Source organism: Bradyrhizobium jicamae, from assembly GCF_018130215.1.
In the GTDB taxonomy this organism is placed as follows: Bacteria; Pseudomonadota; Alphaproteobacteria; order Rhizobiales; family Xanthobacteraceae; genus Bradyrhizobium; species Bradyrhizobium jicamae_A.
Map to the genome: position 1 here is coordinate 40814 of NZ_JAFCKQ010000054.1, position 16307 is coordinate 57120.

The 16307-nt window shown below is 59.7% G+C and carries 15 protein-coding genes; 4 read left to right on the forward strand and 11 right to left on the reverse strand.

Features of this window, described 5'->3' with window-relative positions:
* Positions 1–44 precede the first annotated feature (44 nt).
* The 10 genes from JQ586_RS34655 to JQ586_RS34700 all read right to left on the reverse strand — a co-directional run bounded on the left by JQ586_RS34655 (position 45) and on the right by JQ586_RS34700 (position 12308).
* On the reverse strand, positions 45–470 hold the full coding sequence (locus JQ586_RS34655; RefSeq protein WP_249148538.1) for a PIN domain-containing protein: 426 nt from the start codon (positions 468–470) through the stop codon (positions 45–47).
* Positions 471–627: 157 nt separating this feature from the next.
* Positions 628–1086, reverse strand: a complete 459-nt coding sequence (locus JQ586_RS34660) for a helix-turn-helix domain-containing protein (protein WP_212399123.1) — start codon at positions 1084–1086, stop codon at positions 628–630.
* 503 nt (positions 1087–1589) lie between these two features.
* Complete coding sequence (locus JQ586_RS34665; protein ID WP_249148547.1) at positions 1590–2837, reverse strand: acyl-CoA dehydrogenase family protein; 1248 nt, start codon at positions 2835–2837, stop codon at positions 1590–1592.
* 67 nt (positions 2838–2904) lie between these two features.
* Positions 2905–4587, reverse strand: a complete 1683-nt coding sequence (locus JQ586_RS34670; RefSeq protein ID WP_212399125.1) for an AMP-binding protein — start codon at positions 4585–4587, stop codon at positions 2905–2907.
* Positions 4580–5371, reverse strand: a complete 792-nt coding sequence (locus tag JQ586_RS34675; protein ID WP_312017058.1) for a GntR family transcriptional regulator — start codon at positions 5369–5371, stop codon at positions 4580–4582. Before JQ586_RS34675 ends, JQ586_RS34670 begins: the two co-directional genes overlap by 8 nt.
* 15 nt (positions 5372–5386) lie before the next feature.
* A complete protein-coding gene (locus JQ586_RS34680; protein ID WP_212399126.1) occupies positions 5387–6928 on the reverse strand; it encodes a sugar ABC transporter ATP-binding protein in 1542 nt (513 codons plus the stop codon).
* Positions 6925–8043: an SMP-30/gluconolactonase/LRE family protein gene (locus JQ586_RS34685; protein WP_212399127.1), complete on the reverse strand. Its 1119-nt coding sequence runs from the start codon at positions 8041–8043 to the stop codon at positions 6925–6927. Before JQ586_RS34685 ends, JQ586_RS34680 begins: the two co-directional genes overlap by 4 nt.
* A 3-nt stretch (positions 8044–8046) precedes the next feature.
* Positions 8047–10158, reverse strand: coding sequence for an ABC transporter permease subunit (locus JQ586_RS34690; RefSeq protein ID WP_212399128.1), 2112 nt, complete (start codon positions 10156–10158; stop codon positions 8047–8049).
* Positions 10159–10273: 115 nt separating this feature from the next.
* The gene (locus JQ586_RS34695; protein WP_212399129.1) at positions 10274–11296 is read right to left on the reverse strand and encodes a sugar ABC transporter substrate-binding protein; all 1023 of its coding nucleotides are present in this window, start codon (positions 11294–11296) and stop codon (positions 10274–10276) included.
* A 58-nt stretch (positions 11297–11354) separates the two neighbouring features.
* Positions 11355–12308, reverse strand: coding sequence for an ABC transporter permease (locus JQ586_RS34700; RefSeq protein ID WP_249148539.1), 954 nt, complete (start codon positions 12306–12308; stop codon positions 11355–11357).
* Between the two features lie 217 nt (positions 12309–12525).
* Here JQ586_RS34700 and JQ586_RS34705 point away from each other — a divergent pair, with 217 nt between their 5' ends.
* From JQ586_RS34705 to JQ586_RS34715, 3 genes are all read left to right on the forward strand, one after another.
* Positions 12526–13062, forward strand: coding sequence for a hypothetical protein (locus tag JQ586_RS34705; RefSeq protein ID WP_212399131.1), 537 nt, complete (start codon positions 12526–12528; stop codon positions 13060–13062).
* A 1-nt stretch (position 13063) separates the two neighbouring features.
* Entirely contained in the window at positions 13064–13315 is a 252-nt protein-coding gene (locus tag JQ586_RS34710) for a hypothetical protein (protein ID WP_212399132.1), read from the forward strand.
* Positions 13316–13917: 602 nt separating this feature from the next.
* Entirely contained in the window at positions 13918–14424 is a 507-nt protein-coding gene (locus tag JQ586_RS34715) for a hypothetical protein (RefSeq protein WP_212399133.1), read from the forward strand.
* Positions 14425–14664: 240 nt separating this feature from the next.
* Here the strand turns inward: JQ586_RS34715 and JQ586_RS34720 are convergent, their stop codons facing one another.
* Positions 14665–14829 carry a hypothetical protein gene (locus JQ586_RS34720; RefSeq protein WP_212399134.1) on the reverse strand — a complete coding sequence of 55 codons (165 nt, stop codon included), beginning with the start codon at positions 14827–14829 and terminating at the stop codon, positions 14665–14667.
* 88 nt (positions 14830–14917) lie between these two features.
* Here JQ586_RS34720 and JQ586_RS34725 point away from each other — a divergent pair, with 88 nt between their 5' ends.
* Entirely contained in the window at positions 14918–16126 is a 1209-nt protein-coding gene (locus JQ586_RS34725; protein ID WP_212399135.1) for an ABC transporter substrate-binding protein, read from the forward strand.
* The last annotated feature ends 181 nt before the right edge of the window (positions 16127–16307 follow it).

Here is a 16307-nt window from a genome sequence, read left to right on the forward strand (position 1 = left end):
CATCAAGATCGTGTCGCCAAAAGCCCGTCTGGTTAGTGACCGAGCTAGAGGGATTTGACGTGTGGTCTTAGCATGTCAACCGTCTCAATCAATCCCGCAGCTTCCATTACGAGCAAGAGTTCCGCCGGCGTCATTTCCGGTTTCTTGAAGCGTTCGCGCATACGCCGAACGGCTGCAACGGCCCGAGCTTCATCGAGTGCGATAGTATCCGCAACGAAAGCGTCGGCCGATTTCGCCAGGCCGGAAAGAACTGCCGCCGGAAAGTCCTTGAGGTTTTCCGTTACGATCATTGCGGCTCGCGTCTTGGCGGCCGCTGCAACAACGTGGTGATCGTTGGGATCGGGCAGACCCGCCGCAACCGGCAAGAAGTTATCAAAATCTGCAACCATGGCGTCTTCGAAGGCAGCTTCCATGCTGGCGCGCGCCCGCTCTGCGCGCGCTTTGGCATCGTCAAAGCCTTTGCCGCTCAAGATTTCCCGATAGCAATTTCGGTCTCGTCCAGGACGCGGCTCGACCAGCGGATACGAAAAAATTCCGCCTCCGCCAATGAGAGAAGCAGGTTCCTTTTGAGCGCGCTTGCAAGCGAGCACGCATCGACGAATGCGGTGAAGCGGTTTGCAAACAAGCTTACAGGTGCTCCGCGTCCTGCTCGGCGAGATTCGCAAGCGCTTTGCCCCGCTTCTCATCACGCGTGCGCTTATAGGCGAATAGGTCCTCTGCCCTAATCCTGCGATGACGCCCCACTGTCACGTGCGGAATTTCGTTCTTCTCGAGCAGCGAGACCAGAAACGGACGCGAGACATTCAGGATGTCGGCAGCTTGCTGGGTAGTCAACATCTCATGCACAGGCACAAGCGTCACCGCATCGCCGCGACCGATATGCCGCAGCAATTCCATTAAGAGACTCGACAGGGCCGGTGACAAAGTGATCTCAGCAGCCTTTTGCGCATCATCAAGCACGCGCAGTTTGGTATCTCCGTTCGCATACGACGCGAGTATCTGACGGAGCTGGTTGGCTGCCGCCCTCTCGCTCGCGGAAGGCAGGCGAGTACCTCCCAGCTCTTCGGCGTAGGCTGGCATCGTCATCGTATCTTCTCCCGTGTACGGCTTTCTGATGTAGACCATATTCGAAATATACGAAACGGACGAAACAAACGAAACGCCGGAAAATTCCCGAGCAACTTCGCCCCCTCTCCTTTGTCCCAGCAGGTCAATTTAAGAGGAGCAGCCCGGCCAAGCTCGGAAATGCCAAGAAAACCAACTCGGTGGAGTCCAGAGGGATTCTTCGGAGCTAGGAATAAATTCTGATCCATGTTATGCGAATCATTCGCAACTGAGGATGCCCGGCTCCTGGTGGCCTGCTCCTGGCGACGGTCGCGCCCGCGCCTCAAGCGCGCGTCTTTGCTCTGGCTGCAGTAGCGCGCTGGCCGCTTGGGTGGCGGACTGACGAGCCAACGATCCGATCTTTCGGCACGAGAGTTAGTTTGTAGCCAAGAACATTCGTCGCCTTGCTCAAGGCCGCAACTTGCATGCTCGAGCGAGCAAGCGAAGCGGTAATCGAGGGCGAGCGAATGCCCCTACCCTTGAAACTATGTCTGAGATTTGGGGCGTGGCCATAAGCCGCCTTCGGACCAAGACTCGGAGTCCCCGGGCGACATTGGATCAGCATCCCCACCAGTCCGCGTGGGATCGGTATTGAGCCATCGGCGTAGCTCGAGCTTGCCGATCTGGTTACGGTGGACTTCGTCAGGACCATCCGCCAACCGCAATAAGCGAGTCGTAGCAAGTGCCGCCGAAAGAAAATGGTCGTTATTGGTTCCGCCTCCACCGAAAACCTGTATCGCCCAGTCAACGATCGTCTGCGCCATGTTCGGCGCAACGACCTTGATCATCGCAATCTCCTGGCGCGCGGCCTTGTTGCCCACTGTGTCCATCATATAGGCCGCTTTGAGGGTTAGTAGTCGCGCCTGCTCGATCTTCATGCGCGATTCGGCCACGCGTTCAAGCGTCACGGTTTGCTCGGCGAGAGGTCTGCCGAAAGCCACCCGTTTCAGGGCGCGTCGACACATGCGTTCTAGCACCCGCTCGGATAGGCCGATCAAACGCATGCAGTGATGAATGCGTCCTGGTCCGAGCCGCCCCTGCGCGATGTCGAATCCCCGCCCCTCGCCAAGCAGCATGTTGGCCACCGGCACGCGTACGTTGGTGAACATTACCTCGGATGCGCGATCGGGCACGCCATAGAAACCGAGCACCGGCAGCGAGCGGACGACATGTACTCCGGGGGTATCTTTCGGCACCAGGATCATCGATTGGCGCTTGTGGCGGTCCGGATTGTCCGGATCGGTTTGCCCCATGAAGATGATGATTTGACACCGCGGATCGGTGGCGCCCGTCGTGTACCATTTACGACCGTCAATCACGTATTGGTCGCCATCACGGACAATCGAACTGGCCACATTGGTTGCGTCGGACGAAGCAACGTCGGGCTCTGTCATCGCAAAGGAAGAACGGATCTCGCCCGCGAGCAGCGGCTTGAGCCAGCGCTCCTTTTGCTCCACCGTACCGTAGCGCAGGATTGTCTCCATATTGCCCGTGTCCGGTGCACTGCAATTGAAGACTTCAGGAGCGAGGTGCGAGCGTCCCATGATCTCGCATAGCGGCGCATACTCAAGATTTGTCAGCCCGTCCTCGTGAGCAGGCAGAAACAGGTTCCACAAGCCAGCCTGTTGCGCGAGCGGCTTCAGCTCCTCGACAACCGGATGCACGGCCCAGGGACCGAGGCGCTCGGCCTCCTGATAGTATCGACGCTCATTCGGATAGATGTGCTCCGTCATGAAACGTTCGATGCGGGCGGCCAGTTGCTGGCTGCGTTCGCTTTGGGTGATATCCACGTCAATCTCCTTACCGGCTGCGTAGGCCGTCTCTGAGCGTATTTCGGGTGATTTTTCCGGATTCCGTCTTCGGTAGATCATCCAGCACGCGAATGTCGGCCGGGCATTTGTAGGCCGCCAGTCGCTCGCGGCAGAAGCGAGAGAGCACGACGACATCGATCACAATGCCGGGTTGAGCCGAGACGAAGGCGACCACCGTCTCGCCGCGATAAGGATCCGCGGCTCCGACAACGGCTACCTCACGGACACCAGGGAAGCTGTAGATCACGTCCTCCACTTCGCGCGGCCAGACTTTGAAGCCGGAGGCGGAAATCATGTCCTTCTTGCGATCCACGAGATAAAACCAACCGCTCTCATCGAAGAACCCGATGTCGCCGCTGTGCAGCCAGCCGTTCGTCAGCACCTCATCGGTTTCCGTCGGTTTTCGCCAGTAGCCCGCCATCACGCCCGGGCCGCGCACAACCACCTCGCCATGTTCGCCCGGCCCGCGCGGGCGGCGCTCATCGTCAACGACGATCGCATCGACGCCCGGCGTCGGCCTCCCGATCGACAGTGCGCCCGATTCGGAATCGACGGGGATCCGGCCCTCGTTGGGTGCAAGGTGGCTTGCGGACGTCAGTTCGGTCATTCCGTAGGAACTTCGGATCTCACGTCCAAAGCGCCTCGCAAAGGCATCGATGACGGAAGGAGCAATCGGCGCACCGCCGGAATAGATATGCGCGAAGCTCTCGAAATGACGGCTCGTCGCGTCGGCCTGGTTCATCAGCGCGATGAATGCAGTGATCGCACCGACGATGAATGTCGGCCGCCATTCGATGAACGCGTCGAGCGCGACCTGCGGCTGAAAGCGATAGGTTAGCACCATGGCTGCGCCCGCGGCGAAGGCCCCCACCATCTGGATTTCGAAGCCGGTGATGTGAAATAGCGGCGCGACACCGAAGATGCGCGACTTGCTGCTGAGTTCGAAATGATCCCGACAGGTCAGCGCGGTCGCCACCAAATTTCGATGCGTGAGCATCGCTCCCTTGGGCATGCCTGTGGTTCCGGACGTGTAGAGCAGCAAGGCGGTGTCATCGGAGGCCATGACGGGCGCTGGCGGCGCCGATGCATCGCCAGCGAAGACTTTCGCAAGCGCGCTGGCCTCCGGCACCGTACCCGGTTCCGGCAGCACGCGGACATCGTTCCGCTGCTGGAATTCACGTGCACTGGTCCAAAACACAAGCTCGGGCTCGACTGAGCCGGCAGCGGCGAAAACATTATGCCATTGATCGTCGTGGCAGATCACCGCCTTTGGTTCACAGTCCTTGAATAGTTTCCGGAGTTCTGGCGTGCGGTACATGGGGTTGAGGCTGACGACGATTGCCCCGACCTTCCAGGCCGCCACGCTCACGATGACGAACTGTGGCACGTTCTGAAGAATGACCGCGACCCGGTCGCCGCGACCGACACCTTTTTGCGCAAATACTCCAGCCAGCCGATCGCTGAAGCGATCGATATCCGCATAAGTCTGCGTCATGTCAAAGTAGTACAGTGCGGGCGCCCCGCGCGATGCGGCACGAAACAAATCGAGCGCCGTTAGTTCGCCCGGATCGAGGGCAGCGACGGACTGCGCTCCGAGCAGCCCTCGCAGCCGGCTTGCGGCCTCATCGTAGGCGCGGGGCCCCGACGCGGATTCCGAGCCGACACTACTCATTGGTTCTCTTTCCTCGATAAACCGAACCAAGGTGGGCCTGCGGTTGCGCCACGCGGCTCGCAACGATTGGCCGAGCCGCGCCCTTCTCCGTGGTTTGAATGACAACGCGAGTCCGCCGAATGTGTAGCCGCACCAACACCTGAGCGGCCTCAACGTCGCGCGCGCGGATCGCGTCCATGATCAGTACATGCTGTGGATCCGAGAAGGGAAACCCATCCTTTGCATAAGTTTCACTCACGAACTGCCGCCGGAAGTGTTGGGTGCTGTTCCAGAAGCGTTCGACCATTGCCAGCAGTTGCGGCATCCCCGCGCGCGAATAGGTGCGCAGATGAAACTCCCGGTCGAGCTTGATATACTCTTCAAGCGTCATTACGTGCTCAAGTTCGCGCACAATACGGTCGAGCGTCTCTATGTCCCCGTCAGTCAGATTTGGAACGCTTTCACCGATGGCGAGCGGCTCGACCGCTTCGCGAATCTTATAAATCTCGATCGATTCTTCCGAATTGACGTCGGCAATCCAGGCGCCACGGTTCGGCGCCATCACAACGAGCCCCTCGTTCTCGAGTTGCTTCAGCGCTTCGCGCACGGGAATGCGGCTCGCCCCGAAATGTGCAGCCAGAAGTTCCTGCCGAATGCGTGTGCCCGGCCGCATCTCACCGCTCAAGACTGCGCTGCGAATCTCGCCGGCGATCCGCGCGCTCATCAGCCGACCGGCGTCTGGATCGTCTTCAGGGGCATCCCGCGCCACGTCCTTCCAATGGGGAGGTCGCTGATAGGCACTCACGAAAGGTCCTCCATATCAATGAATGGCTGCGTACATGATCTTGTCCTCGGTCGCATCAGCACGGGCCATTTCCTCCACGATGCGCCCGCCGCGAGCAACCAGGATACGATCCGAGATAGCCAGAATCTCAGGCAGATAGGAAGAAATAACGACGACCGCCTTGTTCTCGCTCGCCAACTTGCGGATTGACTCGTGGATTTGAGGAATGGCGCTGACGTCGACACCACGCGTCGGCTCGTCAAAGATGACCACTGTCGGCTCCTGGGCCAGAGACTTTCCTACAACGACCTTCTGCTGGTTGCCGCCGGAATACTCCACAATCTTCAGACTTCGCTTCAACGCCGAGATCGAGAGAGCCGAGATCCATTGATCGGCAATCCGCTTCATTTCGCGCGTAGAATAGAGGAGCCGCTTGATGCGCGGCGATGACAGATAACCAAGATAAATATTCTGATCCACCGTCATCGTTTCAAAGAACCCGTCGACCTTGCGATCTTCGGTGATATAGGCGATTCCATCGCGCACCGCCTGCCGTGGCACCCTGTAACGGACTGGTTTGTCCCGAAGGTAGATCATCCCGCCACGCAGGAAATTGCGCTTGCGCGCACCGCTGACGATCTGTGCGATCTCGGAACGTCCCGCTCCGACCAGGCCGAAGATGCCTACGACTTCTCCGTTGAAGACCGAGAACGACATGTTCTTGACGATGCTTCCCATCGTCACGTTCTCGACCGAAAGCACCTTCTCCCCGCGCGCCGCATGAGGCTTCGGCGCGTCTGGATCTGCGCCGTGTGTTGCGTACTTTGCGGCAGTTTCCTCTCGACCGACCATCATCCGCACCAGCGAGTCCCGGGTGACGGTCTTCGCCGGCACGGTGGCGACCAGCTTGCCATCCCGGAGCACGGTGATGCGATCGGCGATTTTCAGCGCCTCTTCCAGCGCGTGCGAGATGAAAATGATCCCAGCACCTTTCTCTTTCAGGGTATTGAGAAGATGGAACAGATGCTGCGTTTCTTCGGGGGTGAGCGATGCGGTCGGCTCATCGAAGATGAAGACTTGGGCGTTGTGGCGCACGGCACGCACGATCTCGACCATCTGCCGCTTGGCCGTTCCGAGGTTCTCCACCAGCACCAGCGGATCGACGTTGAAGTTCATCGACTGCAGCGACTGGGTCGCAGCGATGTTGATCTTGCTGTATACCGTGACCCACTTCTCCATACCGAGTTCGAGGTTCTGCGCAACCGTCATCGAGGGTACCAGACTGGATTCCTGGTAAACCATCGCGACACCGCCTTCGAGTGCCTCCTTTGGAGACGCGAACGAGACCTTGCCTCCGCGGATCATGTAGTCCCCGGAAGTCAGGACGATTGCCCCTGCGATTGCCTTGCAAAGCGTCGACTTTCCCGCACCGTTCTCGCCCAGCAGCGCGTGGATTTCGCCCGGCCGCAGATCGAAGTTGACGCCATCGATCGCGTGCAGACCGCCGTAAACCTTGCTGCCGCTGACAACCTGGAGCAGCGGGAGTTCCTTCTCTTGTTGCGCCGGCATGGAGTTCATCCTTCTTCCGCGCCGCGACCGACCGGCAGTTCGACGAGGCAATCGCGCCCCTTGGACACAGCGAGCACACGGGAGCCGATCGGGCGAACGGTGGTTATTCCATGGACCCAACCATCGACGCGGCTGTGCAACGTCCCCGTCGCCACGCCCCTGGCGTCCAACCGTGCAACGAGGCCATACGAACGCGGTGGCGCCCACGGCTTCTGAATGCCAAGTTTCTTGATGCGGCCGATCTGGGTCGGCTCGCGCGGATTGAGCCGACCATCCAGCGCCGGTCCGATCCAAAGCTCGGACGGCACGGTGCGCATCATCTCTTCGCAGAACGCCCGTTCGCGCAGGACAAATTCAGTCAGTTGCGTGCGAAGCGCGAGGAAGGCCATCCAGACCCCACCGTCTGCGGCTCGCGCGAGACGCGCCGGGTAGCCCGAATAGTTCTTGACGATAACGCGCCTGTGGTCCCCCGCTCGCGAAAAGGCGGTCAGGCGGTGAGCCCAGGACTCGGCGACCCACACCTCCTTGCCGTCAGCAGACACGATCACGCCGAGTGGCCATGCGAGCTTGTCCGCGCTCACGCGCGCACCACCAAGTGAGGAATCGCAACCGATGAGACGGCCTGACGGGGGGCGGTTCTGCATCAGGTCGGTCAGCCAGAGTTCGGGCGGATTGCTTCGCGAGCCATCGGTCAAGTAGATCGCGCCATCCGTCGCGACCGTCACCGACAACGGACAGGCGATCCTTTCGCCGCCGGCGCTTTCGAGTCTGCCGACGATCTTGCCGACTGGCGAAAGCGCCACCAATCCAACCCCGGAGACGCAAGCGAGCAGTCTGCCATCGGGCGAACTGGTGAGCCCGCCGACCGGCCCCTCGAGCGTCGCGAACACCGCCCGCGTGTTGAAATCGTCGCCCGTGCAACGCAGGATGCGATTGCCTGTCGAGACGTAGAGCGCCCCGTCCGGCCCGAGCGCGATGTCGTCTGGCCGCTCGATCTCATCGCCGAGCCGGCGGCCCTGATCGAGCCGCTGGTTCGGGGAGAACGCGCCGTCGAGCACCGGGATGACGTGAAGCTCCCGGTTCGGAAACAACACGCGATCAATGATGTCGCCAAGCAGAGACATGGCTCACGCCCCTCCCCAATAGGACTTGTGGGCTTCCCAGGTCGGGTCAGCGTCCTGCAGGCGAATGCGGCCGATGCGGTTGTTCTCGAGACCGCCGATATAGAGATAGCCCTTGTGTTCGCGGACCGACGTGATGGTTGGATGCGAAAGGCCGCCGGGATCCCAGAGCGATTCGGTCACGACACCATTGTCGTCGAATTTGACCACGCAGCCGTAATTGATCCCCGGGCACAGCCATTCGTCCGGCGGAATCTGCTTCACCATCCGGGTGCGGAAAACGGGATTGCGCATCGCGAGGTCGTAGACCGGCGTGCGCAGGCCGACGAAGGCGAGCCAGTATTTGCCGTCGGAGGCGCGATTGATGTTGTCGCAATAGCCCGGAAGGTTGTCGATCAAGATTTCGCTGGTGCCCGCCTTCGGGCCGGAGATCCAGAAGCGGTTGATCTGGCACAGCCAGGTGCTGGCCCACAGCACGGACTGACCGTCGTGCGAGATGCAGATCCCGTTGGGAAACGTCAGGTTCTTGAGGACCGTCTTGGTTGTTCCGGTTTTCGGATCATGGCAGATTAGCCGGCCGTTGCCGCGCCCCTCAAAGCCGTCGAGCGCCCAGTCGGTCAGCTCGTAGCGGGTCGAGGCCTCGCTGAAATAGATCTTGCCGTCTGGCGCAACGTCGAGATCGTCGGCGAGATAGAGCCGCGAATCGTCCTTGAGCCGTGTGCGGGTGCGCGTGGTGCGGTCGGTAACCTTGAAGACCGAACGATCGGGCTTCACGCCGTAGACGCCCATGCCGGCGATGCACACGAGGAGGTTCTGATCGCGATCGAACGCCAGTCCGAGCGGACGGCCGCCAATGCGTGCGAACTCCTCGCGGACGGTATAGTCCGGCGCGAGAAAGCGAATGATCGAACCGTTGCGGTTGACGGTGTAGAGGTTGTCGTTGCGGTCGAGGATGATGTCTTCCGGGCCCTCGATCATGTTGAGCGCGATGGCTTCGGCGTTCTTCAGCCGATCATTCTCCGCGAACGGCGTGCCGCTGCTGCGCTCGACCGACGGCGGCGGCTCGAAGTCAACCCAGCTTGGGGTAACATAGACCTTTTGCAGCACCTTGCCCTTGTTCTTGACCCACTTCACGTTGAAGCCGACCGCGAGCAGCAGGATGATCCCGATGATAGCGGTTGTCAGATTGCCAGAGATGCCGAGGCGCACCATGCCGCTGGTGAGCATGAAGATGATCGCCGCCCCCATGACGGCGCGCGCGATTGTGCCGCGGCCGCCGGCGAGGCTGATGCCTCCAAGAACCACCGCGGCCAGTGCGTTGATCTCCCAGCCGACGCCCGTGTCAGTTCCCGAGCTGTTTTGCCGGGCGGCATAGAGGATACCGGCGAGCGCCGCGATCGCCCCCGACATCACATAGGCCGAGAACAGCACGCGCTTGACGTTGACGCCGGCGTGGCGGGCCGCCTTGCGGCTCGACCCAACCGCCATGATGTGGACGCCGGGCTTGATGCGAGTGAGGAAAAAGTGCGTCCCGACGGCAAGCAGGATCAAGACAAGCATATTGAAGGGAATGCCAACGACCCTGCCGGATCCCATGAAATCCCACGTACTTGACCCGCTGTCGATGCTTGCGAGTTCGTCCGTGAACGCGACCGTCACCTTGTTGTAGGCGGCGCGAACGATGATGAGGACGACCAGAGTCGTCAGGAAAGGCCGGGTCTTGCCGTAAGCTATCAGTCCACCGTTGATCGCGCCCATCGCCGCGCCGAACAGGACGACAAGCAGGATCATTGCCGGAAGCGGCAGCCCAACAATGAGATACAGATAGAGCGCAAGGAAGTTCGACATCGCGAACACCGCGCCGACCGACAAGTCGATGCCGCCTGACAGCACGGAAAACGCCATCGCGACCGCGACCATCCCCTGCTCCGCGAAATTCCGCATCAACTCCTGAAGGCTCCCCGCCGTCAGGTAACGCGGGATCATCACGGCGAAGGCCAGGAAGACCGCGATTGTCAGCGTGAATGGAATGATCGGCTCCATCCAGCGCTTCTCAAGCAGTTCGCCCAGGAACAGCTGAGGCGAATGGCGGTGCCAGGCTCGTTGCAGGCTTATCATCAACAGACTCCGGCGGGTTCGGCGCGGGCGGCGCCGAACGGCGGGACGACGCAGGGAATGTGGATCGGCAACTCCGGCCTGCCCGCGCCGCAGTGGACGCGGGCGCCGGAACGACTTACTGCGCGCCCTTCGGGATGCTGAAGCAGTACATGCGATCGTCCTTCGACTTCACCCAGGCGGGAGTCGTGTAATAGGCGGTGTTCTTCAAACCCGGCTTGTCGCCGCTCTGCAAGAGTGCGATCACCGCGTCGGCGATGGTCTGCCCTTGCACGTCGGCGCGATAGGACAGGTTCGCCGAAAACGCGCCTTGCTCTAGCAGATCGCAATCCGCCGGCTGGCCGTCGCTGGCGACAAATACTTTCACCTTGTCGCCCATGTTGGCCGCCTTGAGCGCCTGCGCCGCGCCGGCCGTTTGCGGTCCCCAGACGCTGAGGATCCCGCACAGTTTGGGGTGCTGCTGCAGCACGGTGGTCGTGATATCACCAGCCTTGTTGGCGTCCCAACTGGTCGGCTGCGACGACACGACCTTGATCGACGGATCGGTCTTGAACACCTCCATGGCGCCGTTCTTCATGTCGAGCGAATAGGCTGCGGTCGCCTCGCCTTCGAGGATCGCGATTTCGCCCGAGCCCTTGCCACCGCCGCATTGATTGATAACCTCGTGCGCGATCTTGCTGCCGAGATCCTTGGCATCGACACCGACATAGGCGTCGGTCAGGGTGTTCGACGCCATGTTGACCTGCACAACATAGATGCCCGCGTCCATCGCACGCTTGAGCTCCTTGGCAAGCAGCGTGACATTCGGATTTTGCACCACGATCACGTCGGGTTTTTCGTTAATGTAGTCACTGACGGTTTGAAGCTGGACGTCGGACTTGAAATTTGCATCGCGCGTGACGAGCTTGATGCCGTAATCATCGAAACGATCTTTCATCACGCGCGTCCATTCGGACTCCAGAACGCCCATCCAGACCGGCGACCAGGCGACCGTCTTGCCCTTGAGGGCCTTGTCGAATTTCTCGCGCAGCTGGTCGCGCGGCCCAGCCGCCTGCGACGGCGCCGCCACCAGGGCGGCGGTCGCCACTATCGCGGCCAGTCCGATGCCAGCAAGCGTCTTCCTGCGCACTGCTTTCGTCATGTCTATTCCTCCCTTTTATGTCGGCCGACTTTTGCGGCCTCTCGATGGATGCAGAGCGTCAATCGCCCTGCTTCGACGTCTCCTCGTCGCGTGGATGCAGCCGGGAATCGAGCAGGATCGCGATCAGCAGCACAATTCCCTTGACGATGTTCTGGGTCTGCACGTCCATGTCCATGATCGTCATGCCGTTCAACAGAACACCGATCAGCAACGTTCCGGCAATGACGCTCATCACGTTGCCGCGGCCGCCGACGAGGCTGACCCCGCCGAGCACGACGACCATGATGACGTCGAAAATGATGGTCGATTCAGCGACCTGGAGATGCATGAGCGCCGTCTGCGCGACCATCACCACGCCCCCGACATAGCCGATCGCAGCGCACAGCGCGTATTCGATCATGGTCAGCGGACGGGTCGGCAGACCCGTCTGGCGCGCGGCGTCGGGATTATCGCCATGGGCATAGACGAAGCGCCCGATTACGGTGCGCGACAGGAAGAGATGCACGACGACCGCAGTGGCCGCGAAGATCAAGATCGAGATCGGGACGCCGCCCCAGATGTTTCCGCCCAGCCGCAGAAACTCGTCGTGCCCCTTCGATAAATACACGACATAGTGCTGCACAGCAGTGGTGCGTACAATCCCCAACACCGCAAGGCTCGATGCCAGCGTCGTTAGAAGCGGCGGCATCTCGATGACCGAGATGAGAAACCCGTTCAGGATGCCGATGGCGATCGCCATCACGAAGCCGATCAGCAGTGCGACCGGTGTGGCGTAGCCTGAATTCATCAGAATGATCGCGATCGCGGTGGAAGCAGCAAACGAGGCGACCTGCGATAGATCAAGTCCGCGTCCGATGACAACCACCGCCATTCCGAGGGCGAGAATGCCGAGAATGGAAATGTTGCGAGCCAGCGCGAACAAGTTGCCGAGGGTGAGAAAGCCCTGCAGGAATATCGAGAACGCGACGATTAGGACCGCGCACATTGCCAGCACGGCTGTCGTCTGCGTCAACTTCCACCCGCGCGCGCCTGAACCAGCAGTCACCGCGTCCCCCCAGCTTCATTCTTGCCAGAGGAAATTGAGCAAAATGTATCCAAAAGTCAACGGCCGTATCCAATCTGGAACGTCGCGAACCAGTCTCGTTATCGCGTTTCGTTTTGGAGGATCTCATATTTCGAAAACAATATCATATGATTAGCGAGGATAAGCAGAAGAGAAGAAAGCGAGCATGATTTTTGCAATCCGGAGCAACATGCAGCCATTAGATTTTGTTTGGATACACGATCCCATTCGCCCAGTTGGTAGGAGCCCGCCGCGTGCCGGTGCTTCCAAGCAAACTCAGGAGCTCTCTCGCTTCAACCTCTCCGACCCCGATGTCCTTGGGTTTCACGCGATTGCTCAGGGCTCCGCCGTTCAGATATCGGTCGAGATTCTCGAGGAAGAAGTCGTCGCCCCGAGCACCGCTCAGATCACCACGATTGGAAGCAAGCGTCGCCCACACCTTCGGGCCGTCCCAGAACTACGCCACGGGCGGCAAGGGCTCGGTCTTGAAACATCGAGCACGGCGTGGGCCGGCCTGTCGTTGTCGCGTCTTCATCCACCAAGCCGCCCCAGCCTATGTTCACAAGGACAGTCGGCGCAAAGTGATCTTATCGCGCGGCGTGCGAATAAAATTCCGGAGAATGTAAAAAAACGTCCGGAAGATGGAAGAGCACTTCCGTCATATTTGCAATCATCCTCTTACAACGTCACCTCGAAGAGATGAAATGCCACTTAAGGACAGCGCGAACAGACTTGCCATGCGCCTGCGGGAAACGGTTGAGCAGTTCTGCCAACAGGAACTCGGGCGTGCTTACAGCCACCAGGACTTCGTGCAACAGGCTTCGGTCACGCTCGATCTGGTCGCGAACGAGTGCCTGATGTTTGGTGCTGGTGTTTTCGACGACGAGAGGGATACGCTCGCGCCGCTCGAGAAGGTGATTTCCCTCGAGGACGCACCGGGCGTCCGCGACCTGTGACGGCCGCGCCGCTCCTCAAGCTGACCCAGGTAAGTAAGACTCCAGGCCGCCCCCCGTCCCTTCCGCCACCCGCCGGTCCATCGAGCGAGCCCTACCCTACCTCAAAGCGAACGGCTGGAGTGATCGGTCCAGCGCCACAATGCCTCTCGTCAGTTTGGACCGAAAAGCATGTAAAGCAATATTGCGCCTGTGATCACTGTCCAGCCGATCGACGCGGCGAGCGTCCAAACCTGGATCGGCATCGGACAACCACTCCTTGCAATCAATGGAAGAAAAGAACAGGCCAGCGGGGGCGCTGGTCAGCAACCTCGTGAACCCGATTTCAAAGCTACGCCTTGGGAAATGAAATATTCGCCTCAGGTACAGAGATTATAGACCGAGGATTCGCCGCTGCGTGAAGCGTAAAACTGACCAGTGCTCATTGAAACTCTTGTGGCGTTGCGAGCGCGACACACCTTGATTGCCGAGAGAGTGTGACCCTCACCCGCGTGCCCCCTGAACGTCGAAGTACCGCCGAGCTACTGCGCGTCGTGGGTGTGGACCGCCGTCCGTTCGAGATCATGTCGAGTTGACCCCGTGGTTCGGCTTGATAGGCTGCTATCATGAGCATCTTCAGCAGACGGCAGGGAACCCTGGTTCCTATTCACGAAGACAACGCGCATACAAAAGACTGGCTGGTTCTTTTGGAGGCGGCCACCGTCGTCGGCCAAGATCGCGACAAGCTTCGAGTCGCGCTTACCACGCAAGATAGGAAGCTCGTAAAAAAGCGAAGGCTCTTCCGGAAGCCAGAATACTTCCTTGTTCTGGACGGATATGATCCACGGATACATGCGCTCTATTTTTGTCCTCAGCTCTACAAAAACGAAGACGGCAGTCTCGTCCCGCTGAGCGGGCCCGAGATCGGGCAATTGATGGCACAGGCTCTGGAGGGCGGAGCGATTGAGAAATCGCCGTGGTACGAACCTGCCGACTGCGTGCCGAAGGATCCCGTCATCAAAGCCAGCCCCGGAATGGAATTCGACAGCTTAGTTGTGGATGCAGCAGATCCAAAAGCCGGTGCGCCCGCACCTCTCCGCGCAGTTGCGGCGCCGGGCAAGCCAAAGAACTGAGTCGAAAAGAGCCATCGCTCCAGTCTCGGGCGAGGAATGACGGCGGACGAGATCGATGAGTTGGTCGGACGTCGAGCGGTCTTGTGACCGCCGGCGGTAAGGCAATCAGAAAGTCGAATTCAAAGCGAAGTTGAGCTCGCGCTGCGCCTTTGCCGCTTGGCGTGCCGATCACAGCGGCAACATGCTGTCCTGGCGCGAGCAGACGGGCGCGTCTTCCGCTGACGCGGTCGACGGCCTGTATTAGCCCTCCTTGAGAACGATCGGATCCTTGTCGAGCCGTTCGATGACCGCCTTGTTCATCGGATCCTTTATGCACTTCTTCAGTGCCCACTGAAGCTTCAGCTTCTCCCTGAAGATCGGTCCTCCATTGGGCAGTGCAGGATTTTTAAGGTGTCCGTCGAACATGAGATTTTATTGTGTTCTGGTCGCGAGCGACTTAAGTTAAACTGATCGGCAGGACAGTTCTCAAAGCACTTTTGACAGCGGTGATGCTATGCGTTTGCAAAGCATTCTGTTTTTAGTCCTTGCTTCCGCCGCCGTCGGAATGTCAGGAGCAAGTGCGCAGATTTCCGATGGTGTCGTAAGGATCGGGATCCTTAACGACCAATCCGGCGTTTATGCAGATCTGGGTGGTCAGGGCTCAGTCGTCGCGGCGCGCATGGCGGTCGAGGATGCCGGCGGTTCGGTGTTGGGCAAGCCCGTTGAGGTCGTTTTCGCCGACCACCAGAACAAGGCTGATGTCGGGATGGCAGTGGCGCGCCGCTGGTTCGAAATCGCGGGCGTGGATATTGCAATTGGATTTGACAACTCGGCTGTGGCACTTGCTGTTGAACAACTCGCTGCGGACCTCAACCGGATCGTCATTGCCGGCGCGGTGGGAAGTACGGCCTTTACCGGCAAGGGATGCACTTCGACGGAGGTAGCCTGGGTCCACGACAGTTATGCGCTCACAACTAGTCTGGCCAAGTCGATCGTCGCGGAAGGTGGAGATACTTGGTTTTTCATCAGTGTAGATTATGCGTTTGGCCATTCAATGGAGGCAGACGCAACCAGCGCAGTTCAGTCTGCCGGAGGCAAGGTTCTCGGCAGCGTGCGGCATCCGCTCGGCACTTCGGACTTCAGCAGCTATCTGCTCCAGGCCCAGGCGTCCGGTGCAAAGGTGGTAGCTTTCGCCAATAGTGGCGGCGACATGATTACGGCCATCAAGCAGGCGAATGAATTTGGGCTGGCGAAAAGGCAGAGTTTGGTCTCGATGCTGGTTTTCATTTCCGACGTGCACAGCATGGAGTTGCAGGCCGCGCAGGGGCTTAAGTTCGTGACCGCGTTTTATTGGGATCGCAACGACGAGAGCAGGGCCTGGTCCAAGCGCTTCTTTGCGAGATACGGCAAAATGCCGACGATGGCGCAGGCCGGCACATATTCGGCCGTCAGCCACTATCTCAAATCGGTCGCTGCTGCCGGCACCGACGACGCGAAGCCGGTCATGGCCAAAATGCGCGAATTGCCGGTGGAGGATTTCTACACACGCAATGGCCACGTCCGGGAAGACGGACGGATGGTTCACGATATGTATTTTGCCCAGGTGAAAAAACCGTCCGAATCGACCAAGCCTTGGGACTATTACGAGATCCTGGGCGTGATACCTGGCTCCCAGGCGTTCCGTTCGCTGGTCGATAGCGATTGTCCCCTGGTGACGCACTAATTTCCGGTCAAGGCAAACTTAGGTGCCGTCGGTCAGCAAAGGACGCACCACGTTTATCTCGGCAATGATGAAACCGAAGAAGCTGCGGACGCGCGACTTATGCCGTACGCCTCCGACGAGGGCCGTCTTGCGTGACGGGTGGTAATTCGCGAAGCGTGTGACCTTTAGTCTAGCTTTAAGG